21 protein-coding genes are annotated in these 23790 nt (G+C 55.0%); 9 read left to right on the forward strand and 12 right to left on the reverse strand.

Annotated elements, in window-relative coordinates:
- Positions 1-69: 69 nt before the first annotated feature.
- The 3 genes from A3841_RS20720 to A3841_RS13260 all read right to left on the reverse strand — a co-directional run bounded on the left by A3841_RS20720 (position 70) and on the right by A3841_RS13260 (position 1950).
- Positions 70-198 carry a hypothetical protein gene (locus A3841_RS20720; RefSeq protein ID WP_262502595.1) on the reverse strand — a complete coding sequence of 43 codons (129 nt, stop codon included), beginning with the start codon at positions 196-198 and terminating at the stop codon, positions 70-72.
- Between the two features lie 22 nt (positions 199-220).
- A complete protein-coding gene (locus tag A3841_RS13255) occupies positions 221-1207 on the reverse strand; it encodes a DUF6340 family protein (protein WP_073852817.1) in 987 nt (328 codons plus the stop codon).
- 170 nt (positions 1208-1377) lie between these two features.
- Positions 1378-1950 carry a D-glycero-alpha-D-manno-heptose-1,7-bisphosphate 7-phosphatase gene (locus tag A3841_RS13260; protein ID WP_235861412.1) on the reverse strand — a complete coding sequence of 191 codons (573 nt, stop codon included), beginning with the start codon at positions 1948-1950 and terminating at the stop codon, positions 1378-1380.
- 73 nt (positions 1951-2023) lie between these two features.
- Here A3841_RS13260 and hemG point away from each other — a divergent pair, with 73 nt between their 5' ends.
- The 8 genes from hemG (at position 2024) to A3841_RS13300 (ending at position 10673) form a co-directional block, all read left to right on the forward strand.
- Positions 2024-3370 (forward strand): protoporphyrinogen oxidase, encoded by a 1347-nt coding sequence (hemG, locus tag A3841_RS13265; RefSeq protein ID WP_073852819.1) that lies wholly within the window; start codon positions 2024-2026, stop codon positions 3368-3370.
- A gap of 17 nt (positions 3371-3387) precedes the next feature.
- Entirely contained in the window at positions 3388-4122 is a 735-nt protein-coding gene (locus A3841_RS13270; RefSeq protein ID WP_073852820.1) for a polyprenol monophosphomannose synthase, read from the forward strand.
- A gap of 315 nt (positions 4123-4437) precedes the next feature.
- Positions 4438-5379, forward strand: coding sequence for a TerC family protein (locus tag A3841_RS13275; RefSeq protein WP_073852821.1), 942 nt, complete (start codon positions 4438-4440; stop codon positions 5377-5379).
- A gap of 329 nt (positions 5380-5708) precedes the next feature.
- Complete coding sequence (locus A3841_RS13280; protein WP_083610357.1) at positions 5709-6812, forward strand: bifunctional 3-deoxy-7-phosphoheptulonate synthase/chorismate mutase type II; 1104 nt, start codon at positions 5709-5711, stop codon at positions 6810-6812.
- Positions 6813-7041: 229 nt separating this feature from the next.
- The gene (locus A3841_RS13285; RefSeq protein WP_073852822.1) at positions 7042-7908 is read left to right on the forward strand and encodes a prephenate dehydratase domain-containing protein; all 867 of its coding nucleotides are present in this window, start codon (positions 7042-7044) and stop codon (positions 7906-7908) included.
- 4 nt (positions 7909-7912) lie between these two features.
- The gene (locus tag A3841_RS13290; protein ID WP_073852823.1) at positions 7913-9094 is read left to right on the forward strand and encodes a pyridoxal phosphate-dependent aminotransferase; all 1182 of its coding nucleotides are present in this window, start codon (positions 7913-7915) and stop codon (positions 9092-9094) included.
- Between the two features lie 3 nt (positions 9095-9097).
- A complete protein-coding gene (locus A3841_RS13295) occupies positions 9098-10219 on the forward strand; it encodes a chorismate mutase (protein ID WP_083610358.1) in 1122 nt (373 codons plus the stop codon).
- A 127-nt stretch (positions 10220-10346) separates the two neighbouring features.
- On the forward strand, positions 10347-10673 hold the full coding sequence (locus tag A3841_RS13300) for a DUF3817 domain-containing protein (RefSeq protein ID WP_073852824.1): 327 nt from the start codon (positions 10347-10349) through the stop codon (positions 10671-10673).
- A gap of 943 nt (positions 10674-11616) precedes the next feature.
- Here A3841_RS13300 and A3841_RS13305 read toward each other — a convergent pair.
- Both A3841_RS13305 and A3841_RS13310 read right to left on the reverse strand, forming a co-directional pair.
- Entirely contained in the window at positions 11617-12654 is a 1038-nt protein-coding gene (locus A3841_RS13305; protein WP_073852825.1) for a bile acid:sodium symporter family protein, read from the reverse strand.
- Between the two features lie 88 nt (positions 12655-12742).
- The gene (locus tag A3841_RS13310) at positions 12743-14728 is read right to left on the reverse strand and encodes a biosynthetic peptidoglycan transglycosylase (RefSeq protein WP_073852826.1); all 1986 of its coding nucleotides are present in this window, start codon (positions 14726-14728) and stop codon (positions 12743-12745) included.
- Between the two features lie 362 nt (positions 14729-15090).
- Between A3841_RS13310 and purB the strand changes: the two genes are divergently transcribed.
- Positions 15091-16446, forward strand: a complete 1356-nt coding sequence (gene purB / locus A3841_RS13315; protein WP_073852827.1) for an adenylosuccinate lyase — start codon at positions 15091-15093, stop codon at positions 16444-16446.
- 86 nt (positions 16447-16532) lie between these two features.
- Here purB and A3841_RS13320 read toward each other — a convergent pair whose 3' ends face one another.
- The 7 genes from A3841_RS13320 to A3841_RS13350 form a co-directional block, all read right to left on the reverse strand.
- Positions 16533-16877: a thioredoxin family protein gene (locus A3841_RS13320; protein WP_073852828.1), complete on the reverse strand. Its 345-nt coding sequence runs from the start codon at positions 16875-16877 to the stop codon at positions 16533-16535.
- Between the two features lie 26 nt (positions 16878-16903).
- Positions 16904-18061, reverse strand: coding sequence for a glycosyltransferase (locus A3841_RS13325; protein WP_073852829.1), 1158 nt, complete (start codon positions 18059-18061; stop codon positions 16904-16906).
- Entirely contained in the window at positions 18061-19038 is a 978-nt protein-coding gene (locus tag A3841_RS13330; RefSeq protein WP_073852830.1) for a glycosyltransferase family 2 protein, read from the reverse strand. Before A3841_RS13330 ends, A3841_RS13325 begins: the two co-directional genes overlap by 1 nt.
- Positions 19039-19041: 3 nt before the next feature.
- Positions 19042-19560: a DUF4199 domain-containing protein gene (locus tag A3841_RS13335; RefSeq protein ID WP_073852831.1), complete on the reverse strand. Its 519-nt coding sequence runs from the start codon at positions 19558-19560 to the stop codon at positions 19042-19044.
- Between the two features lie 28 nt (positions 19561-19588).
- The gene (locus A3841_RS13340) at positions 19589-20098 is read right to left on the reverse strand and encodes a DUF4199 domain-containing protein (protein ID WP_073852832.1); all 510 of its coding nucleotides are present in this window, start codon (positions 20096-20098) and stop codon (positions 19589-19591) included.
- A gap of 62 nt (positions 20099-20160) precedes the next feature.
- Positions 20161-21426 carry a dihydroorotase gene (locus A3841_RS13345; RefSeq protein ID WP_073852833.1) on the reverse strand — a complete coding sequence of 422 codons (1266 nt, stop codon included), beginning with the start codon at positions 21424-21426 and terminating at the stop codon, positions 20161-20163.
- Between the two features lies 1 nt (position 21427).
- Positions 21428-23434, reverse strand: a complete 2007-nt coding sequence (locus tag A3841_RS13350) for a BatA domain-containing protein (RefSeq protein ID WP_073852834.1) — start codon at positions 23432-23434, stop codon at positions 21428-21430.
- Between the last annotated feature and the right edge of the window lie 356 nt (positions 23435-23790).

Raw genomic sequence — 23790 nt, forward strand, 5'->3', positions numbered from 1 at the left:
TGGAGCTTTTATCAACTGCTTAAGCAGATAATTAATTTCTAAGTCAGATAAGTACGCAATCCCCATACTTTACCTCTCAGTAAGTATAAACTGCACTGCCTCCCACAGTTGAGCCAGTTGCCATACATGCACATCGGGTTTATACTTACCGCCCACGAACCAGTTCCAGGCTATACTTGCAAAGGCTTTCTCTGGCACCAGGCATTATCTACTACTGAAGCTACTCCAGACTTTTCCTGTGGAGCAAGATTTTGGCGTAGTCTCTCCCTAGCTTGTTGCCATATACCTCGTACGACTTCTTCGCCCACTCTAAGGCTTGATCCGTATTGCCCAGCACTTCGTGCGCGACGGCAATGTTGAGGCTGGCTTTTCCGGCGTTTTTGCGGCTCGTTTGGCTTAAGATGGCGCTCCAACTGTCCATCGCCCCTGGCCAGTTGGCAACTTCGGAGCTCCTGAAGGCTGCTTTAAATGCCTGTTTGCTGGACCCTTTTCCTTTTTTGTAAAGGTCTCTCTTAACAGTATAATGGCTTGGCAGAAAACGCTCGATGTAGCTGCGCCCTGCCTCGTAGGCCGTGTTGTGCAAGGCTTCCGGTGGAGGAAGTATAAGGTTGTTGCCTCCTGGGCCGTTAAAGGTCAGGAAGCTCTTTGCCTGGTGCTGATCGATGATGGTCTTGGAAACCGGATTATACAAGCGCCAGAATGCTTGCACGCTTACCCTGATCTGGTTGGGAACGGCAGGTATGGGGGCATTACCGCCCAGCGCCGCCGTCACCTGGTTGGTAACGGTTGTTAGCAACACATCAGAATTGGAGTCGAATGTTTCGAGCACGAGCAAAGCGTCTGCATTGCTGGCGTCACAGATGTTTCGTACCAGTTCCCAGTCCAGGAGTTCGGGCGTCTCGCGGGTACCGGTGCCGTATAGCCTGGTTTGCGGAGGGAGCACAGCCTGTATGTGGCGGTACCCATTGATCCGGTCGAATATGCCTTTCAGGCACTCGTCGGAAGCTAATCGGTCAGAGCCTGAAATCTCTCCCGTTACAATGGCTTCCAGTACCTTCCCTTGCTTATCCTCCGGCCTTGTGAGCGACCTGTTCACCAGCGCGATCGTCTGAATGTCGTCAGCTAGGTATATCTCCGGCGGGAGCGGATAATCTAAATGGACATAGCCGTGTTTGCTGCACCCGCTAAAAATAAGGCCCAGTAACAAAAGGCAAACCGGCAAACGCCTAAGAAGACGACAGAAGTATAGCATGCTTTAAATATATCAAATATTTAATCAGCACAACACTTCTGTCTCTAAAACTGCTCTTTACCAAAGCGCCTACCTGCAAAAAGATCGGAATGGTCGCAAGTATCGTAGAAGCCTATACTTATACTTTAACGTCCCATTTCAGTCGGTTCCCTAAGTATAAACTGCGCCGCTTCCCACAGGTCAGCTAGTTGCCAGCCGTATGTGCCGGATTTATACTTGTTGCCTACTAAAATCCCCTTCACGCCTACTTTTTCAGCTGCCTCCAGGTCGCGCAAAGAGTCGCCTACCATCCAGCTTTGAGCGGGGTCGATGTTATACTTGGCGATGGCTTTTTCCAGCATCAGGCTGTCGGGTTTGCGGGAGAGGGAGGCGGAGGAACTCGGGTGGCCGGGCGCCATGTAGTGGGCATCGATCAGGGAGTCGCAGGCGTCCTGCAGCTTCCGGTGGCAGGCCAGCACGTCCGATTTTTTGTACAATCCCTTGGCCACGCCCCCCTGGTTTGTAACCACGATCAGCAAATAGCCGTTCTTCTTCAACAACCTAAGCGCCTCAGGCACACGGGGCAGCACCTCAAAATCTTCCAAAGCATACGTATAGTCGCCACGCTCGCGGTTCAGCACGCCGTCGCGGTCCAGGAAAACGCACTTTTGCTTCTGCATCTGGTATAGTTTGTGTGGGTGGTGCGCTAAATTACGCATTTAAACGTTTAGGAGGGTAAATGCCAGCCCAGGCTAAGGCAACAAAGTATAACATACACAGCAACAGCAGCAGATGAGAGTAGCGATTATTGGAGCGGGGATTTCAGGGCTGGCGCTGGCCTATTACCTACAAAAACTGGGCATCCCCTACGATTTGCTGGAGGCCGGCAGCCGGGTTGGGGGCAACATCCGCACGGTTAGAGTGGGCGACTACCTGCTGGAGCTGGGCCCAAATGCTGTCCAATTCTCGCCGGAGCTCGACGACCTGGTGCGGGAGCTGAAACTGGAAACAGAGGTGCTTCCGGCCGCCGCCGACAGCCACAACCACTTTGTGCTGCGCGACGGCACTTACCAGCAGCTGCCCCTTACGCCGTTCTCGCTCCTCTCCAACACCTGCTTCTCCTGGAAAACCCGTTACCGCATCCTGCAGGAAAAGAACATTCCGCCTGCTGACAATGAGTACGAAACCGTTTCGCAGTTTTTTGAGCGCCGCTTTGGCCCCGGCGTGCTGGAGTATGCCGTGAACCCGCTCATCTCCGGCCTCTTTGCCGGCGACCCGGACAAGCTGCTGATCCGGAAACTATTCCCGCAGCTAAAGGAACTGGAGATGGAGCACGGCTCTGTGCTGAAGGGGCTGGCGCACCGCCGCAAACTAGCCGACCGGCTTAAGTCATTCTCGTTTGTGGAGGGCATGGCTACCTTGCCGCTTGCCATTGCAGACAAGCTGATCGCGCTGCACACCGAGCACCAGGTGGAGATGATCACCCGCTGCGAGGGCAAGTACATCGTGAGCTGCGCCTCGCCCTCCGAAACCGACGCTGAGGAGTATGATGCGCTGGTGCTGGCGCTGCCCGCCCCCAAAGCCGCCGATCTGCTGCACTATACTTTCCCGGGGATGGCCGCCGCGCTGCAGAACATCCATTACCCGCCGCTGGCGGTGGTGCATACTGCCTACAACCGCCGCGACGTGAGCAATCCGCTGGAGGGCTTCGGAGCCATGCACCCAAAGGCCGAAGACGCGTTTACCGTACGCTCTATCTGGAGCAGTTCAGTTTTCAGTGGCCGCTGCCGCCCGCACGAGGTGTTATTTACCACGTTTGTGGGCGGGGCGCAGGCCGAGCATCATGCTTTAACCGAGCGCGAGGCCCTGTTACAGCAGGTGCACCAGGAGTTGAGGGAACTGCACGGCATCACCGCCGAAAAGCCGAACTTCCAGTATACCCACCTCTGGCAGCAGTCTATGCCGCAGTACGACATCCACATAGAGGATGCCCATGAAATGGCCGAAACCCTGGAGACGGAAGGCATGTACATCGCCGCCAACTGGCAGTCGGGCGTGTCGGTGCCAAGCTGCATACGCGCCGCCAAGGAGCTGGCCTGCAAAATTAATTCTACCAGGCCTCATGCCCACAATAGCTGATTAGCTATATTTGGGGTATGAAAGACGCGTTGGTGATCATCCCAACTTACAACGAAAGGGAAAACATAGAGGCGATGGTGCGGAAGGTAATGTCCTTGTCCCACCCCTTCGAGCTGTTGGTCATCGACGACGGATCGCCGGACGGCACCGCCGACATTGTGCGCCGCCTGCAAGCGGAGTTTCCGGGCCGCCTGTACCTCGAAACCCGTCAGGGCAAGCTGGGCCTCGGCACGGCCTACATCCACGGCTTTAAGTACGCGCTGCGCCACGGCTACGAGTTTATCTTCGAGATGGACTGCGACTTTTCCCATAACCCTGATGATTTACTGCGCCTCTACGACGCCTGCGCCAACCAGGGCTACGACGTGGCCATTGGCAGCCGCTACGTGCAGGGCGTAAACGTGGTGAACTGGCCCATGAGCCGGGTGCTGATGTCGTGGTTTGCCAGCTGGTATGTACGCCTGGTAACGGGCATGCCCATCCACGACACCACAGCCGGCTTTAAGTGCTACCGCCGCAAAGTACTCGAAACCATCCAACTCGACGAAATCCGCTTTGTAGGCTATGCCTTCCAGATTGAGATGAAGTTCCTCTCCTACAAGTATGGCTTCAAGATAAAGGAGGTGCCGATCATCTTTACCGACCGCACCCGGGGCACTTCCAAAATGTCATCGGGCATTTTTAAGGAAGCCGTGCTGGGGGTGATCAAAATGAAGCTCAGCAGTTACTTCCAGCACTTCGACCGCTACTAGCCGCAGCTTATACTTATACTTATACTTATACTTGTGCTCTGGCAAATGAGCCTCTGAAAGTATAATGTGCCACCCCATGGGGTCGCCGGGATTTATACTTTATACTTTCTATACTTCCGCCACCGGCAAACTTTGAGGGCAGGGAGAGGCTAGCTCCCTTTTATACTTTTTATACTTTGCCGGAAACCTGGCATCCCAATTAGTATGGATTCTTACCGGAATTGTATCCGGACACAGCAGCTTTTCGGCGAACAATTCATGTGAGTTTGCCAACCCTTGCCTATATTTGTTCCTCTAAAAACACGGCCGACCCTCATGGACAATATTTATTTCTGGATCTTTTTTAATGCCTTTGTAGTCCTGATGCTGGTACTGGATCTGTTTGTATTCCACAAAAAGGAGCATGAGGTGAAGATAAAGGAGGCCCTGCTTACCAGCCTCTTTTGGATTATGCTGGCCATGGGCTTTAACGTGCTCATTTACTTCTGGAAAGGCGAGCAGCCGGCCATGGAGTTCCTGACGGGCTACCTGATCGAGAAGTCGCTGAGCGTGGACAACCTGTTCGTCTTCATCCTGATCTTCAACTACTTTAAGGTACCACCCAAGTACCAGCACAACCTGCTTTTCTGGGGCGTGTTCGGGGCCCTGGTGCTGCGCGCCATCTTTATACTTGTCGGTGTGGCGCTTATCGCCAAGTTTCACTTCCTGATCTACATCCTGGGCGCTTTCCTGGTGTACACGGGCATTAAAATGGCGTTCTCCCAGAACAACGACGTGGACCCGGAGCAGAACCCGCTGGTGAAGTGGGCCAGCAAGCACCTGCGCATGACCAAAACGGCCGTGGGCGGCAAGTTCTTCACCAAGATAGACGGCAAGTGGTACGCCACGCCCATGTTCCTGGTGCTGATCATGATCGAGAGTACCGACGTGGTGTTTGCCGCCGACTCCATCCCGGCCATATTGGCTATCTCCAAGGATCCGTTCATCGTGTATACCTCCAACGTGTTTGCCCTGCTGGGTTTGCGTGCTTTATACTTTGCGCTGGCCGGCATCATGCAGCTGTTCCATTACCTGCACTATGGCCTCTCGCTCATTCTGGCCTTTATCGGCGTGAAGCTGATTATCAGTGACATCTACCACATCGACATGCGTTACGCCCTGCTGGTCGTGGGGGCCATACTGGCCATTTCCATCATCGCCTCGCTGCTCTTCCCTAAAAAAGACAGCCAGTTGCCCGAGCCGCCGGTTAAAGAGTAACCAGGTGATCACCACCCTATACTAACTCGCTACAGAACCTACCCCGAAAAAATATTTCCGGGAATAAGTTTGCTTTAGTGGTTGCGTATTTCGTATACTTGCTGAAAATATAGACAAAGATATGCTTCAGCAACTAGCCTGCATTTATACAAATTCCTTTAAGGTGCCTCATAGGGGGCTTCCAAGGTAATGTATTGTGCATCGCGAATAGAGTTGTAGAATATAACCACCAAGGGAGCCCCGCCACAAGCGGGGCTTTTTTGTTTTAAGCCAGTATCAAACTAAAACCAATCAGAAACAAAACCACTTTTTTTTAAGATGTCAAGACCATGAGAGCGAGTAGAATACCGATCAATGTAGCACAGAAAAGCAGCTTCCGACACGCAGACGGCAGCCTGGTGCTGATTGCGGGACCATGCAGTGCCGAGAGCGAAGAACAGATGCTGAAGACAGCCCAACAGCTAAAAGCCATTAAAGGGATTAATGTGCTTCGTGCTGGAATCTGGAAATCGCGCACACGCCCCAATTCGTTCAAGGGCGTCGGCATGGTGGGGCTACAGTGGCTTGATATGGTAAAGAAAGAAACCGGCCTGCGCACCTCCTGCGAAGTGGCCAACGCCCAGCATGCCGAGGAGGCCATGAAGTATGGCGTAGACATCCTGAGCATCAGCGGCCGCGCGACGGTAAACCCGTTTGCCATGGAGGAGATAGCAACCGCCCTGAAAGGCACCGCTATGCCCGTGCTGGTGAACAACCCGGTATACCCGGACCTGGGCCTGTGGCTGGGCGCGCTGGAGCGTCTGAATCAGGCAGACATTACCGACCTGGGCCTGATAAACCGTGGCTTTGCCGCCGATGAGCAGTACCCGTACCGCAGCCACCCGCGCTGGGACCACATGCTGCAGTTGCAGGAGATGCACCCCGAGCTGCCCATACTTTGCGACGCCGCACACATTGCCGGCCGCCGCAGCCTGCTGTACCCTGTTAGCCAGAAAGCGGTAGATTTGGGTGTGGATGGTTTGCTTTTCGAATCACATGTAAACCCGGCGGCGGCGCTCAGCAGTCCGCAGCAACTCATGCCGCAGGAGCTGGAGCTGCTCATCAACGCCCTCAAGACAAAGGTGAGGCTGGACGGCACCAACCACTTGGTAGAGCAACTCGACGATCTGAGCCAGCAGATGGACAGCATGGACAAGGCCCTGATGGAGCTGTTGCTGCGCCGCCGCGAGGTATCGCAGAAGATAAGCCTGCACCAGATGGGCGATGTGCAGGAGAGCCTGGAGGTAAGCCGCTGGCAGCAGGAACTGGACGCCTGGCTGCAGCGCGACGACTATACCGAGATGGACAGCAACTTTGTAAAAACGCTGATGAGGGCGCTGCAGCAGCACCGCCAGAGCCCGCAGAGTGGTATGAAGTCATCGGCAGTGGCGTAATAAAAGTAATTTTTAAGTAGGATTTCTAAATCTCACAAACTAGCTTTGGAGCAGAAAGATGTATAAACACATGTTGCACAACACATTTTACTTTAGCTTTTACTTTTTTGGTACTCCGCCGGGGCTCCACAGGTAATGCTATTGTGTTTGTGAAACACACCAAAGTATAAACCAGAGAAGCCCCGCCACAAGCGGGGCTTTTTCTTTTTAACCCTATAGCAACCACACCATGAACAGAACCAGAATAGCCATACAGGGTGGGCCCGCCTCCTTCCACGACGCGGCTGCCAGGCAGCTGCTCGCCGGCAACCCGGTGGAGACGGTGCCCTGCACTACCTTCCGCAGCCTTTGCGCGGCGCTGCAGCAGGCGGAGGTGGATGTAGCTGCGATGGCCATAGAGAATACCCTGGCCGGAAGCCTGCTGCCCAACTACGGGCTGGTGCAGGAGTACGGGCTGCACATTGCGGCGGAGCTTTGGATGCCCATCGATCAGAACCTGATGGCGCTGCCCGGCCAACGTATAGACGCGCTGCAGACGGTGCTTTCGCACCCGGTGGCGCTGGCGCAGTGCAGCAGCTTTCTGCAACGGCACCCGCACCTGCACCCACAGGAAACCCACGACACCGCCGACAGCGCCAAACTGATACAGGAACAGCAACTGCAAAACACCGCTGCCATTGCCGGAAAAGCGGCCGCCGCGCTTTATGGTCTCGAGATCCTGGCTGAGGGCATCGCTGAGTCTAACCAGAACCATACCCGCTTCCTGCTGCTGCAGCGGGAGCAGCCCGCCACATTGGCCATTGCCAACAAAGCCATCCTTACCTTCCGCAAGCCGCTGCATACTTCCACCCTTACCCTGTTGCTGAGCCTGTTGCAGAAACACCGGGTAGAGCTGGCGCTCCTGCAGCACCTCCCCTCTACTACAGAAAGAGGCGACATGGTGGCAGAGCTGGAGGCGGAGCATGTGGAGCAACTGCAGGAGGCCATCGGGCAGGTACGGCCGCTGGTAGAAGAGCTACAGGTGCTGGGGCTGCTGCAGAAGGCGGCGCGTCCGGCGGCCACAGTATCCGAAAAAGAGACAGCAGCCATACATTAAGAAGATGATCATACCTAAAGCAGACAGGCTACAACACGTGCAGGAGTACTACTTCTCGCGCAAACTGGCGGAGGTGCGGGCACTGCAGGCGCAGGGCAAACACATCATCAACCTCGGCATCGGCAGCCCGGACCTGCCTCCTTCCGAGGCGACTATCACGGCGCTTACGCAGTCGGCGCAGCAGGCCACGAGCCACGGTTACCAGCCCTACAACGGCACAGTCAGGCTACGGCAGGCCATGCAGGCCTGGTACCAGGAGCTGTACCAGGTGGCGCTTCTGGAGCAGGAGGTGCTGCCGCTGGCGGGCTCCAAGGAAGGTATTTTCCATACTTCCATGGCTTTCCTGAACCCCGGCGACAAGGTGCTGGTGCCCAACCCCGGCTACCCGGCCTATGCCGCCGCCGCAAAACTGGCAGGTGCAGAAGTCATCAGTTATACGTTGGAGGAGGAGAACGGATGGCTGCCGCAACTATCGGAACTGGAGCAGCTGGTGGCGCAGGGCGGCGTGAAGATCATGTGGATCAACTACCCGCACATGCCGACAGGTACTGCCGCCACAATTCATACTTTGGAGTGGCTGGTGGAGTTCTCCCAAAAGCACGGCCTGCTGCTAATCAACGATAACCCTTACAGCCTGGTGCTGCCCCAGCAGCCGCCCGTAAGCCTGTTAAGCATAGCCGGAGCCATAGAGAACTGCCTGGAACTGAACTCGCTGAGCAAGTCGCATAACATGGCGGGCTGGCGCGTGGGCATGGTGTTGGGGCAGCAGGAGTACCTGACCGCCATACTGGCCGTAAAGAGCAACCTCGACTCGGGGCAGCTGCTGCCGGTGCAGGAGGCTGCCATTGCTGCCCTGCACAACAACTACGCCTGGCACGCGGAGCGCAACGCGGTGTATGCCCATAGGCAGCAGTTAGCGCACCTCCTCCTCGACCAGCTTGGCTGCACGTACCAGCCAAACCAGGTGGGCATGTTTGTGTGGGCACGCGTGCCGGAGCAGGTAGCCGATGTAGAAGCATACTTAAACCGGCTCCTCTACGAGCAGGGCATTTTTCTAACGCCCGGTAAAATATTCGGCAGCCAGGGAGAGCGTTACCTGCGGGTCTCCCTCTGCGCGTCCGCTGATCAACTCAAAGAAGCTATCAACAGAATCAAATCATCAACAGAAATTTTAAATCAACTATAAATCATGAGTACCAACACATCTAACCTCAACACCGTAGCTACCACAAAAATTTTAAATGGTGGCCCCCTTCCAACTGTTATCGCCGGCCCCTGCAGCGCCGAATCAGAAGAGCAAATGCTGCAAACGGCCCGTGAGCTGAAGAAAGACCACCGCGTTTCTATTTTCAGGGCAGGTATCTGGAAGCCGCGCACCCGTCCCGGACTGTTTGAGGGAGTAGGCACCGTGGGGCTGGAGTGGCTGCAGACGGTGAAACAGGAAACCGGTTTGCTAACTACTGTTGAGGTTGCGAACACGCAGCACGTGGAAGAGGCGCTGAAGTATGGCGTGGATATACTTTGGGTGGGTGCCCGCACCACGGTAAACCCTTTCTCGGTGCAGGAGATAGCCGATGCGCTGCAGGGCGTGGATATCCCGGTGATGGTGAAGAACCCCGTGAACCCGGACCTGCAGCTGTGGCTGGGTGCGCTGGAGCGCCTGAACCGCGCCGGCATCACCGACCTGGGGCTGATCCACCGTGGTTTCTCCACCCCCAGCAATAAGCCGTACCGCAACCACCCCAAATGGCAAACCATCCAGGAGATCCGCAACCTGGCTCCCGGCATTCCGCTGCTCTGCGACCCGAGCCACATTGCCGGCCGCCGCGACCTGCTGGAAACTGTGAGCCAGCAGGCCCTGCGCCTGGGTGCCGACGGCCTGATGATCGAAACGCATATTAACCCGGACGTGGCCCTGAGCGATGCCTCGCAGCAGGTAACACCGGCGGGCCTGGACAAGCTCCTTACGGTGCTGGACCTGGAAAAGGAGAAGGTGGCACAGCCCGAGCAATTGCAGGACCTGCGCGCCCTCATCGACCGCCTCGACAACGAACTGCTCAACGTGCTGTTTCTGCGGGCGGATGTTTCCAAGCGCATCGGGGAGTATAAGCGCGCCAATTCCCTGGACATTTACCAGTCGGGCCGCTGGCAACAGCTGATCGAAAACAGGTTGAAAGCCGCCGGCGACATCGGCCTGGATGAAGAGTTCGTGAAAGCCATTTTCGATGCCATCCATGGCTTTTCACTTGGTCTTCAGAATGAGGTGTTTGCTGCCTCTGCCGTGGATAATCCGGTAACGCAGGCAAAGTAAGCGCTGCCTTTGTTGCTGCCTGGCTGCCGCAAGTATCCTTCTGTCGAAATTTGCGGCGGCGGTAGGGCACGTTTTGTAACTTTGTCCTGTTGCAAGGCAGCAACATTTATTAAATAAAGCAGCACTCATGAAAACTCCGATCTCGCGCCTCCGTACGGTGGGCTTTTACGAAGGTTTGTCTTACCTTATTTTGCTGGGCATCGCCATGCCCTTAAAGTACATGTTCGACATGCCCCTGTTTGTGAAGTATGTTGGCTGGGCGCACGGCCTGTTGTTCGTGCTCTACATGCTGGCCCTGCTGCAGGTGACGCTGGCGCACAACTGGGGGTTTAAGAAAGTGGCGGCTGGCTTTATCGCCTCCCTCCTGCCCTTCGGCCCGTTTATACTTGACAGGAAGCTTTTGGATAAAGAGGAAGCTGCTGTAGAGGCACAGAAGCAGAAACAAATGGCTTAAAACTGCGATTTCTATATTTTGTGAAACGCCCGCTTGCTATTGTAGCAGGTGGGCGTTTTGCTTTGTATACTTGCGTTATACTTTCCTTCCAAGTTCTACTTCAGCTATACTTTTATACCTGCCTTTTTCCATGGTGCAAGTCTTTAGACTTGTATCCTACCATGAGATCAAGTTTGTAACTTGACTGGCTTGAAAAGCCATACTTTTATACTTGCTTCTATACTTGCAGCTGTCTTTTATACTTCGGCTATACTTTATACTTTCTCTGGCGCAAGCGTCCGCTTGTGCCTTTTTATACTTTGCATATACTTTAGCTATACTTCATTATACTTTTCCTAAGCCACCGCTTCATGCAACTGGAACCAAGCTATACTTTCTAGCTGCCGCTGATCCTCTAGTTCCCACAAACCTACAGTTGCACTTCCTGCAGTGGTGCTCTCTAGCCCGAGAGGGCTCGTCCTTTGGTATCGCGCTGTGTACATTTCCTTTGCTTGACCTTACGGTCTCCGCAATTTCGCTAAAGCGAAACCGTAAATCTACAAGGCGCTCAACCCAAGGACTGGGATCATATTCGATAGCCGCTGCTTTTTGTCATCTCGACCTTTGGGAGAGATCTCTTTAGAATTCCAGATAGATCCCTCACTTCTTTCGGGATGACAGCAAAAGATGTAAGTATAATTTTAGTATGAATCCCCCTCCTCGGAGGGGCTGGGGTGGGTTCATACTTTGTAGGGGCAGATCGCGACCTGTCGGCGCGAAAACTGCTGCTACAAAGTTTATACTTCAGCAGCAGTAAAAGCAAGCTCCCCAACTTGGACAAGGAGGGGCAGGGGTGGTTGGATTCGGTACTGCAGAACTCCCTCCCCTGTTCTTAGGGGAGGGTTGGGGTGGGGTAAAACTCCCCCAAGCTGGGCAACTATTGGGTTTTATACTTTCCCAGCACTCAATCCACAGCCTTCCTCCTGGCCTCAGCCTGCGCAATGACGCTGGAGGCCAGCAGTTGCAGGGCGTGGTAGATCATGATGGGCAGCAGGATAATGCCGACCATGTTGCCCCCAGGGAACAGCACCTTCGACATCACCGTGCCGTGCACCAGCGATTTCTTGGAGCCGCAGAAGATAGCCGTGATCTGGTTTTCGCGGTTAAAGCCCAGCAGTTTGGTTATCCCGTAAATGATACCGTACACCAGGAAGAACAGCCCGATCATGGCGCCACCAAGTATAAGTATATCCAGCGCGCTGTAGCCGCTGAACATCCTGCGCGCAAACGACTCGGAGAAGGAGGTGAACACGATGAGCAGAATGATAACCTGGTCGAACACGCGAAGGCGGCCCTTGTTGCGCTCGGCAAAAGCCCCCCAGTAGCGATGCAAAAGTATACCGAGCACCACCGGCAGCAGCACCTGCAGCACCAGCTTGCCCATCACGCTGCCCATGTCAAACCCTGCTGCGCTGGAGGTCAGGAACAGGCCCATCCAGAGCGGCGTGATAAAGATGCCCATCAAGCTGGAAATGCTGGCGTTGAAGATCGCGCCGGGAATGTTGCCGCCCGCTATCGACACCATCACCACCGACGAGGAAACCGTGGAGGGCAGCGCCGCCAGGTAAAACACACCTAACCACAGCAGCTCCTGCGGAGTATCCCTGAACAACGTATAAAGCGGCAGGATCAGCAGCGGGAAAAGTATAAAGGTGCTCAGCTGCACCACCACGTGCAGCTTCCAGTTGCTCAGGCCCACCTTCAGCTTCTCGGGGCTCAGGCGCAGGCCGTAGAAAAAGAAGATCAGCGACACGCCATAATTGGCCACATCACCCAGCGAGAGCGGCTCCCGGTCCACGCCCAGCTCCGGCCACAGGTAGGCCAGCACAATCATACCCAGCAGCGCCAGCAGAAACCAGTCCAGGCCCACGCGGGCGGCCATGGCCCCGGCCCACGGAATCAGGCCAACAGGCTGCGGGTTGCCGTTCTCTTCTCTTTTCATCACCGCAAGTATACGCAATCTATACTTTTTTAAAAGCAAACGGCCCCTGCAACCATGGCTGCAGGGGCTGTTTTTATACTTCAGATCCTTAAAAATCGAGCATATCGATGGTTTCCAGCTCAAACTGGTTCGTATCCTCCTCTATCATGGTGGTGTCCGGCGCGGTCACGATCAGGTCGCGGGCGCGGCCGTAGAGGCGCACGTTCGGGTACAGGTTCTCGTACTCCTCCTGCGATATCAGGCCACGGCGGCGCATGATGCCCCCCAGCATGCGGTAATAGCCCGATTTCCAGTTGCGCAGGTTGCCCTGGCTGTCGAAGGAGGCACGGTAGCGTTTTGGGCTTGGGATGATGCTGGTCAGGAAGATCGCTTCGGCCAGGTTGAGCTCCGAGGGCTGCTTGCCGAAGTAAAAGCGCGAGGCGTCCTTGGCGCCGTACACGTTCGGCCCCCACTCAATGATGTTGAGGTATACTTCAAACAAGCGGTTCTTCGACACCAGGTCCAGGTTCTCGATCAGCCACACGATAATGGCCTCCTCCACCTTGCGGGTGATGGTTTTCTGGCGCGTCAGGAACACGTTCTTCACCAGCTGCATGGAGATGGTGCTGCCGCCGCGGGCGAAATCGCCCTCCTCCAGGTTCTTGATGATGGCCTGCCGGAAGGCCTCCTCATGGAACCCCTTGTGGCTGTAGAAGCCCGCATCCTCGGCAGAAAGTATGGCGTTGCGCAGGTAAGGCGATATCTGGCTGATAGGAGCGTAAAATGGGTTGGCCGGCCCCACCGTAAATGTCCGGATCGGCTTGCCATACTCATACATGGTATGCGTGAACGAGCTGTTTATCTTCTCGATGTTGGTTTTGCCCCACTCCACAATCTTAAAGTCTTTAGAGGCATCCAGGTCGGAGTCGAACACCACCTGCTCCACGCTGTCCATGTTCAGGTGGAAGTCGAGGTCGTACTGCAGCCAGCCCTGGGTCTTTATCCCCTCCAGGTTCTCAAACAGGCCGGGCGGCAGGGAGCTGAAGAAATCGTTGCCCGGCATTTTCTCCGTCTTCACCTTGAGGTCAAATATCTTGGAGGTTCTGTTCTGATAGGCGGCATATACGTTGGCGCGGGCCTTGTTCACGCGCACCTCCGTCAGGCTGTCCACCACAAAAAGGTTCTGGCCGAGCCTTACCACGTAATCCACGGCGCCCTCCACCACCTGTATGTCCTCGTCGGATAACTTCGGGTGGTTCAGCATCAGGTTATTCACCATGGCCGAGCCGCTCACAGTGAGCACGTCGTTGCGGTACTTCTTATCCTTCAGGTTCACGTGCAGCGTATCAAAGGCCACCGTGGCGTCGAACTTCTGCTGTACATACGGCAGACGAATGCCGGCGGTATCGGCAGTGTAGAAGCTGGCCGTGAGGTTATAGTCGCGCGGGTCGATGGTTCCCTTAACATGCAGGTTGTTCACCAACGAGTCGGTGCGCACGTACACCTCCGACTCAATCTGGCCGTTATCAATGAGCAGGTAAGGCATGCGCACATCAATGGTGCGGTTGGTGGAGGTATACGAGGCGTTCAGGTTCTTGAAATCCACCTGGTCGGGCACGTTGTCGAAGGCGGTCTCGAGGAGGCGGTTCAGCAGCTGGCCATAGTTGCGGCCGGCTTGCGTGGAGTCCTTGGGCTGCTCCGGTGCCTTCTCGTCTTTTTTCAGCAGGAAGTCGAAGTTGGTTACATCGCCCTTCTTCACGGCCGTCAGGTAGCTGTCGTTCACCTCCAGGCGCCGGAACACGATGCGGCCCTTAAACAGGGAGCGGAAACCAACGGTGGCACGCACGCTGTCGGTGGTAAAGAGGGTGTCCAAGCCGTGTGGCACCAGCGAGATATCGCTAAGCACGACGGAGTTCCAATCTACAAAGGCAGCATTTTCGATATTGAGGTCCACGGGGTACCGGTTTTCTACTTTCGCGATAACGCGCTCCACTGTGTAGCTCAGCATTTTACTCCGGAAGGCGAAAAGAAGTATAACCAGGAGTGCAAAGAAGGCCAGCACGCCGCCGACCCACATAAAGATTTTATTTTTCAAACGATGGTCCAAAGTATAATCCGGTGCGAATTAAGTAATAAGATTCTGTATCAAAAAAAGCGGTGCCAGGTAATAAGAGGATTTCTATATAGTCACTCATGAATTAGCCTATATACCTGTTTTCTCCACTTCTTACGGCTGCGGCCCCGTTAGGATATGTCCGCCACGCCCCCTGCTGCAAGCTTGGTGCCAAAAATAGCTGATACATAACAACTTAACCGCGTGCCGATAGAATAAGTTGCGCCTGATTTGTATGTCCCCTACGGCCCGGCACGAAGTATAAAGTATAAACCGGGGCCGCATAATTGGCTTTGTGGGGCAAAGGTATGTATCTTTGAAGAGGAGAATCACATCCCCAGATCATGAACCTGACAACACTTACCGCTATTTCGCCAGTGGATGGCCGTTACCGCCGCCATACCAGCGACCTTGCCCCCTTTTTCTCAGAATTCGGCCTGATCCGCTACCGTGTGCTGGTGGAGGTAGAGTACTTTATCGCGCTTTGCGAGCTGCCGCTGCCACAATTGCAGGACGTTCGCGCCAGCCTGTTCCCGGAGCTGCGCGCCATCTACGGGAATTTCACGGAGCAGGACGCCCTAACCATCAAGGAAACGGAAAAAACGACCAATCATGATGTAAAGGCGGTGGAATATTTTCTGAAGGAGAAATTCGACCTGCTGGGCCTGGGCGAGCACAAGGAGTTCATCCACTTCGGCCTTACCTCCCAGGATGTGAATAACACGGCCATTCCGCTCTCGCTGCGCGAGGCGCACGAGCGCGTGCTGCTGCCTACTTATCAACATATACTGCAAACCCTGCAGGGGCTGGCGCATGCGTGGAAAGACGTGCCAATGCTGGCGCACACGCACGGCCAGCCAGCCTCCCCTACCCGTTTGGGCAAGGAGATCATGGTGTTTGCCGAGCGCCTGCAGCGGCAGCTGGACCTGCTGGCCCAGGTGCCTTTCTCGGCCAAGTTCGGTGGCGCTACCGGCAACTTCAACGCCCACTACGTGGCGTACCCAAGTATAAGCTGGCCCGAGTTCGGTAACCGCTTCGTGCAGGAGCAGCTGGGCCTGACCCGCAGCCAGTACACCACCCAGATAGAGCATTACGACAACCTGGCCGCGTACTTTGATGGCCTCAAGCGCCTGAACACCATCCTGCTGGACTTCTCCCGCGATGTGTGGCAGTACGTATCGATGGGCTACTTTAAGCAGAAGATAAAGGCCGGCGAGGTGGGTTCCTCCGCCATGCCGCACAAGGTTAACCCCATCGACTTTGAGAACGCCGAGGGCAACCTGGGTATCGCCAACGCCCTGCTGGAGCATTTGTCTGCCAAGCTGCCTATCTCCCGCCTGCAACGCGACCTGACGGACTCTACCGTACTGCGTAACGTGGGAGTGCCGCTGGCGCACGCGCTTATCGCCCTAAAGTCTTTGGAGAAAGGTATTGGGAAACTGGAGCTGAGCGAGGCCGCCCTGCACGCGCACCTGGAGGATAACTGGGCCGTGGTGGCCGAGGGCATCCAGACGGTGCTGCGCCGCGAGGGCTACCCGCAGCCATACGAGGCCCTGAAGGAGCTGACCCGCAAGAACGAGAAGATGACCGAGGAGCGCATCCATACGTTTATCGACACGCTGCAGGTAAGCGACGCGGTGAAGGCGGAGCTGAAAAACATCTCCCCGTTCAACTACACCGGCGTAGAGCAGCTGATCTGATAGACGGAAGTATAAAAATATGAATCCCCGACAGCCGAAACTGCCGGGGATTTTTTGTTTGTATGTCTGGAGGCAAAGGTTGCGACCTATCCCTCCGAATGGGAACGTGCCTCCAGTATCTCCGCTAAGGCATGCTTCGGAAGTACTTCGGTTATCTCTTCCACCACTTCGCCATTTTGGAAAATCAATAATGTAGGCAGGCTGCGCACCCGATACTTTACCGAGCTCTGTGCATTGGCATCCACATCAAGTTTCAGGAATTTGATGCGGCCTTCATACTTCTCGGCCAGTTCTTCCAGCACAGGCACCATGGCTTCGCACTGGCTACACCAGCCGGCACTGAAACAAACCAGAACCGGCGTAGGGGCATGCAGCACTTCGTGTTCAAAGGAAGTGTCATCTATTTCGATAAGCAGCGTATTTTCTTTCATAGTTGAATTGATGTGGTCTGCTATACTTATACGTTCTTCAGTTTTATACTATCCGCCAGTTGCCAGACAGAGTTTACGAAACGGCTCCAGCTGAAGCGCTTTTTATACTTGCTGATGTTCCCGGAAAGTATGGCCGCCTCAACGGAAGTATAAAAGTGGTGAATAGCAGCGGCGATGGCCTGCGGCTGCGGCTCCACCACATAGCCTACCTCGCCGTGCGGCACCAGTTCAGATAAGCCGCCCACGCGCGTTACCACCATCGGCTTGTCGAAATGGTAGGCCACCTGCGTTACGCCACTCTGTGTAGCGTGTTTGTAGGGCTGCACCACCAGGTCGGCGGCGCAGAAGTAGTGGCGCACCTCGGCGTTCGGTATAAAATCAGTGCGAAGTATAAGCCTGTCCTGCAGCTGCAGTTGCTCGATAAGCTGCTGGTAGGGTGCGACATCCTCGTAAAACTCACCGGCCACAATCAATTTTAAGTTTGATAACTCCTGCACCTGTGGGTCGGCCATGGCCTGCAGCAGCAGGTCGAGCCCTTTGTAGGCACGGATAAAGCCGAAAAAGAGCAGGTAGTTATACGTTGAGTCCAGCCCTAGGGCGGCACAGGCGGCTTCTTTGGTCTCGGCCTCGCCAAAGTTATCATAGAGCGGGTGCGGCAGGTATACGTTTGGCTTTTTCGGCTCAAATCGCTCCAGGTCCTGCTGCACCGACCGCGACAGCGTAACAAAGCCGTGGCAGGAGCCTAGAAAATACCGGGTAAGAAGTTCATCGCCCGGGCGCTTCTCGTGCGGCACCACGTTATCGGTGATGGCCAGAATGCGGCTATACTTGTTGCGGCGAATAAGGCGGGCTATCGTGCCCAGCGCAGGCCCCATAAACGGCAGCCAATACCGGAACACCACCAGGTCGGGCTTTTGCTTCTTGATATATTGCCCGGTACGCCACCAACTAATGGGGTTGATGGAGTTAATGAGCACTTTTATTGATAATCCTTCCGGTGCGGGCTCTGTGGTGAACTGGCTCTTGCCGGGGAAGAGGAAGGCGGGGTATTGCAGGCGAAAGGTAACGATCTCCACCTCGCAGCCCTCCTCCTGGAAGGCATAGGCCATCCGCTCGTTGAAGGTGGCCATGCCGCCGCCCCGCAGCGGGTGCGCCGGACCAACGATGATTACCCGCCTCGCCATTATTTTTTAATCGAGCCTACCTTGTCGCGGATCAGGTACTCGTTGCGCCTGCTCGATGCCATGGAAATCATTTCAGCCAGGAAACCAGCCAGAAACAGCTGCACGCCAAGCAGAACGGCCACCAGCGCCAGGAAGAACAATGGCTGGTCTACAATGTCGCGCACGCGGCCCTCAGCATATAGGCCAAACAGCTTCTGCACGATCAGCCAGATCGTAATGCCCAAACCCACCACAAACATGAGCGTGCCCAGCGAGCCGAAGAAGTGCATCGGGCGCTTTTTAAAGCGGCTCACAAAGGTAATGGAAAGCAGGTCCAGGAAGCCGAACACGAAGCGCTCCAGGCCAAACTTGGTGGTGCCATACTTGCGCTCCTGGTGCTGCACCACCTTCTCGCCTATCCTGGTAAAGCCGTTCCACTTGGCGATCACCGGGATGTAGCGGTGCATCTCCCCGTGCACTTCTATACTTTTAACCAGCAGCTGGCGGTAAGCCTTCAGGCCGCAGTTAAAGTCGTGCAGCTTTATACCTGATAGTTTGCGCGTGGCGCCGTTAAAGAACTTTGTGGGGATGGTTTTGCTCAGCGGGTCGAAGCGCTTTTTCTTCCAGCCACTCACCAGATCATACTTCTGGTGCTTGATCATGTCGTAGAGGGCCGGAATTTCCTCGGGGCTGTCCTGCAGGTCGGCATCCATGGTGATCACCACCTCGCCCTCGCAACGGCGGAAGCCCTCGTTCAGAGCGGCAGACTTGCCGTAATTGCGGTTAAAGCTGATGCCTTTCACGGCTTTGTCCTCCTCCCCCAGGGCGTGAATTACCTCCCAGGAGCGGTCGGTGCTGCCATCGTCCACCAGTATCACCTCATAAGAAAACTCGTGCGCATGCATCACCCTCCGGATCCAGCGCACGAGCTCAGGCAGCGACTCCTCCTCGTTGAAGAGCGGAACGACTACCGAAATATCATACGTGTATTGCTGCATGTTTTACTCAAACTCCGGTCGCGAGTTTTTCATCACCGCAGCGATGATCAGCGACAGGATAAATCCAAAAATCAACGTGATCACGGCAGAGCCGAGGATCACCGTGAACGGCCCCTGGAAGTTCTCAGCGATAGCCATCCCCGCGTCAATCTGCTCGTCGGTCATACCGTCCTGCAGCATCTGCACGCGCTGTTTCTCCATGATGCGGGTCATGTATTCCGGGTCCACGAACTCCATGTACAGCCACGACGAGATGCCGGAAAGGAGCCCGTACACAACGGAGACAATCGAGCCGATACCCAGGCCCTGCCCATACGACATAAAGCCGTTGTTCTCTTCCTTGTAGTTCTTCATGGCCATCACAATACCCCCGATCAGGATGAGGTAGGCGAGGCTGGAGATCCAGCGGTTCTCTGCCAGGCCGGTCACCATCAGCACCAGGGTGAAAATAACGCCGATGAGCGCAAAGATGAAGCCCCACTTTAAGGCAACAGATCCAACGGAAGGTTGTTTCTCAATCATAGTTGATGTGTTATAGGTTTAGATGAAATTATTTCCGGAAAAACACGGCAGCCACCAGCGCAAAGATGCTGCCCACAATCAACCTCCACAAAAAGAAATCAGCCGCCTGCGTCGTTGGCGTCAGGGTCTCCAGCGCCTCGTACACACTCCTGTACGACTCCTCGCCTAACAATTGCACCTGTTGCTCCCGCGTCTCCTCCATCAAGGCCTGCATCTCCGTGATATGGTTCTGCAGTATTTCAGGCCCCGCCAAGTATATCAGCGCCAGCACCAGCAGGGCAGAGGTCAGGGCTGTATAAAATGCCACGGCCAGGCCCACCCGCAGCCCCCTGCCAAACGTCAGCTCCGTATCGCTATACCTTTTATAGTTACGGATGGCCAGGAAAACGAAGACCGGGATCGGCAAGTATGAGATCCTGCCCATGTCGCCGAAGGGATTGTAGCCCACCACGTATAGCAAGGCCACCAGCGCAAAGCAGATGAGGCCGCTCAGCACCCCATACCGTATCCCGATCCGCACAATTGTTTGATTAAACATAGTCTCTCCCTCAGGCAAACACGGCACAGCGCCTATCCCACCTAAATATAGGTATAAATATATTAAAAAGAATCGTTGAGCACTAACTGCCCCTTATGAATTGTTCCCAGCACGCGCCCTTTCAGCTCACGGCCAAAGAAGGGGCTGTTGTGCGATTTAGACCTGCTTTTGTCCGCCGACGGCACCCAGGTTTGCCCGGGGGCAAAGATAGTGAGGCTTGCCGCCTCGCCCACGGCCAGGCGCGCCTCGGGCAGGCCAAGTATGCGGCGCGGGTTGCTTGTCAGCTTCTCCAGGAGCAGTTCCAGTGGCAGTTCCAGGGTTGTGTTGGCCACCGCAAAGGCCGTCTCCAGGTTTATGATGCCAAACTCCGCCAGGTCAAACTCGAGTTTCTTTGCTTCCACGTCCTGCGGCATATGCGCCGATACCACCGCATCGATGGTGCCGTCTCTCAGGCCTTCTTTTATGGCAGCCGCATCGGAGGCTCCACGGAAAGGCGGCGTTACTTTATAGTTGGTATCGAACGGCTCCAGGGTCTCGTCGGTGAAGGCCGCCTGGTAGCTGGCCACATCGCAGGATACCTGCAGCCCCTCTTCTTTCGCCCGGCGGATGGCTGCCACAGCAGCGGCCGTGGAGATAAGCGAGAAGTGCAGCTTGCCACCTGTGTAGCGCAGCAATTGCAGGTCGCGGGTAATCGTAACTTCCTCGGCCAACGATGGAATGCCTTTCATACCCAGGCGGGTGCTGGCTTCGCCTTCGTGCATCTGCCCATTCTCCGTCAGGCGGGTATGTTCGGGCCTGTTCATCAGCAAGCCGTTAAACGGCTGCACGTATTGCAGCGCCTTCAGGATCACATCAGCGCCTTGCAAAGGGTGCGTGCCGTCTGTAAAGGCCACAGCGCCCGCTCGGTGCAGGTCGATCATCTCCGTCAGGTCTTTGCCTGCGGCATCAACGGTAATGGCGGCGGCGGGCAAAAGCGTTACCGGCAACGCATGGGTTCTGTTCTTGATGAAGTTGATGGCGCCCTTGGTCTGCACCACCGGCTCGGTGTTTGGCAAAAGCAGCACCTCGGTAAATCCTCCGGCGGCAGCGGCAGCGGCTAGGCTCTCCAGGTCTTCCTTGTACTCCAGCCCCGGCTCACCGGCATAGGCCTGCATGTCCACCCATCCTGCCGATACGCTCAGGCCGTCGGTTGCAATTACCTGATCCGCCTGCTGCTCGTCCGGCCCGATGTAGGCAATGGCGCCGTTCTCGATGAGGATGTGCTGCTGCTGCAGGTGGAACTCAGATTGGGGATCGTAAATGGTTGCTGCTCGGAGGAGTATTTTCATGTCAGAGGAATCTAATAAGTGCTATTTCGGCCATCAGGAAAAACAGACACAATATTAGGCAATATTTCCAAAGCTTGACGCCAAAATATCGTTTTTCGAACTCCCCTTTCACCGAAAACGCATCGCCATAGTCGTACACATGCACATTTGGCCGGTCATTGCCCAGCAGCGCACGAAGCTCGTCGGGGCTATACTGCTCCAGGTATGATTCCTCCTTGCCGTAGTTAAAAGCCAGGGTCGCCACCGCGGAATCCTGCAGCTGCAAAGTATAAAACCCTGCTTCGCTCATATCTGGAGGCACATTAATGTATAGCCTGCCCCCGCGTACCTGCTGCTCAGGTATAAACGAGAGGGTATCTTTCCGGAGTTCGTACACGCCTTCCTGCCTAGTTTGCTCCGACGCTGGTAGCTGAATGGTTCCGCCTCCCAACGTATACGCCAGCTGCTGCGCCTGCTTATAGCTGCTGATGGCCAGCCTGTACATGATGGGAACAAGGAGCGCGTGGTTAGGCAGTGTGCTGTAATCCTCCTGTAGTGGAGCAGCCATCAGGTAAACATACCCGCTGCCCCTGTCGAAACGGGACAGGAACGGTGCGCCTCCCCTATACTTGAGGATATCATCCGAGGCCCTGGTCCAGGCTATACTTCTGGCGGCAGTCGGCATTTGCATCTCGGCATCAAAATCAGAAAAGATACTCCGGAAGAAGGGGTTATTTGGGTCTGGGGTAGCCAGGGAGGTTTTAGCAGCATCAGCGCCTGCGCCCGTAAAGTAGGCAGGCAGGCTTAGGCTTTGAAAAAGCGTGGCATATCCCCCTTTATCCTGACCGGCAGGTGGAATTATACTCAGGGAGCCTCCCGCCTTTACATAATTCGCCGCCGTAGCCGCCAGCGCAGCCGAAAGCGACTCCACCCCATTAAGTATAACTATGTCAGCGGCCGCCAGTGTGGCGTAATCTATACTTCCGCTGCGGAAAGAAGTGAACCTAAAGAAGGGCTCGTTGCCGTACAGGCGCTGCAGACTTGAGCTCTGCTGATCTATAACTTCCACAACCTTGATGGGAGCAGACGGTGCCAGCACAAAATAATAGGTATTGTCGAACTCTACGGGGTAGTCCTCTACCTGTACATAGGCTTTCGTTGCCCTCCCGGCAGATGCCCTGAAAGACATAACTGCTGCAGTGGATTGCCTGGCAGGCAAATCTATACTTAGTGCCGATGCCTGCTGCTCCTGCATAAAGAGTTTTACAGGCACATCTTCCACCGCTTCATCCCCTGTATTTGTCAACAGCACATGTAGCCGTGTCTCCGCGCCGAAACGAATGAACTCATCCTCCAGGTAAACAGAATCAATGGTGATGTTCGCTATACTGGCGGCGGCTATGGGAACAAGGTGCACCTGCGTTAATGAATCAACAGCATCCAGTACGGCGGCCGAAAAGCTGTTCTTCTGAAAATCTGAAAGTATAAAGACGTGGTTAGGCTGACTTCTAAGTGCCTGGGAGGGCGTAAATCTTTTGGCAGAAAAATCGAGTTGGTTAAGTATGGCTGCAGCTTCGCCTTCCTGGACAGACGCGCCGTGGTTCAGGTTATCCGTAGTAAACAGTCTGAAAGAAGACGAGGCAGGGAAAAGATCAGCAACAACCCTGGCCTTGTCCGTAGCAACATTCAGGAGCGTCAGGTCTTCCTCCTGATGCAGGTTCTGCATGCTAAAGGAGTTATCTAATGTAATACCAACATCTGAGCCATCAGTAGGCACAACAGCGTCTGAGGCAGGCAGAAAGGGCTGCGCAAAGGCTAGTACAAGAAATGTTATGAAAAGTATGCGGCTGAGAAGTATAAGCAGTTCCTTCAGGTTGCGCTGGCTGGCCGTCAGATCCTTGGATACCTGAATAAACCTGACATTACTAAACATGACCCGCTTGGCCCGCCTCAGTTGCACCAGGTGAAGTATAATAGGAACAGCAACTGCTGCCAGAGCAAAAAGGAATGATGGGAACAGAAATGCCATAGCTCAAGTTAAAGAGGCGCAGGTGAAAAAACAACATGCCCCCAGAGCTATACTTTAATTTCTGTTGAGAAGTTAGAAGATGTAGAAAGCAGTAGGAGTACCTAACGATTCTTATTCTACAAGGCAAGGCCGTAAAGAATATTATTGAGTAGAAGGCTTTCCGCTATTCTGTATGATGCGTTTCTCCCTGGAGAACCTGATCAACCCGCGGTTCATCAACAGCTGAGTTTTCCAGCATTTCATGTTACCATACTTGAGGCCCCATCCTTTTAGGTTGGGGCCTTTGCTTTGGCGTCTGTGGCCGGGGCCTTTGGGGGGTGGGGTATAAAAAGAAAAAGGGGCAGCGGGATTTCTCC

Source organism: Pontibacter flavimaris, from assembly GCF_001907195.1.
In the GTDB taxonomy this organism is placed as follows: Bacteria; Bacteroidota; Bacteroidia; order Cytophagales; family Hymenobacteraceae; genus Pontibacter; species Pontibacter flavimaris.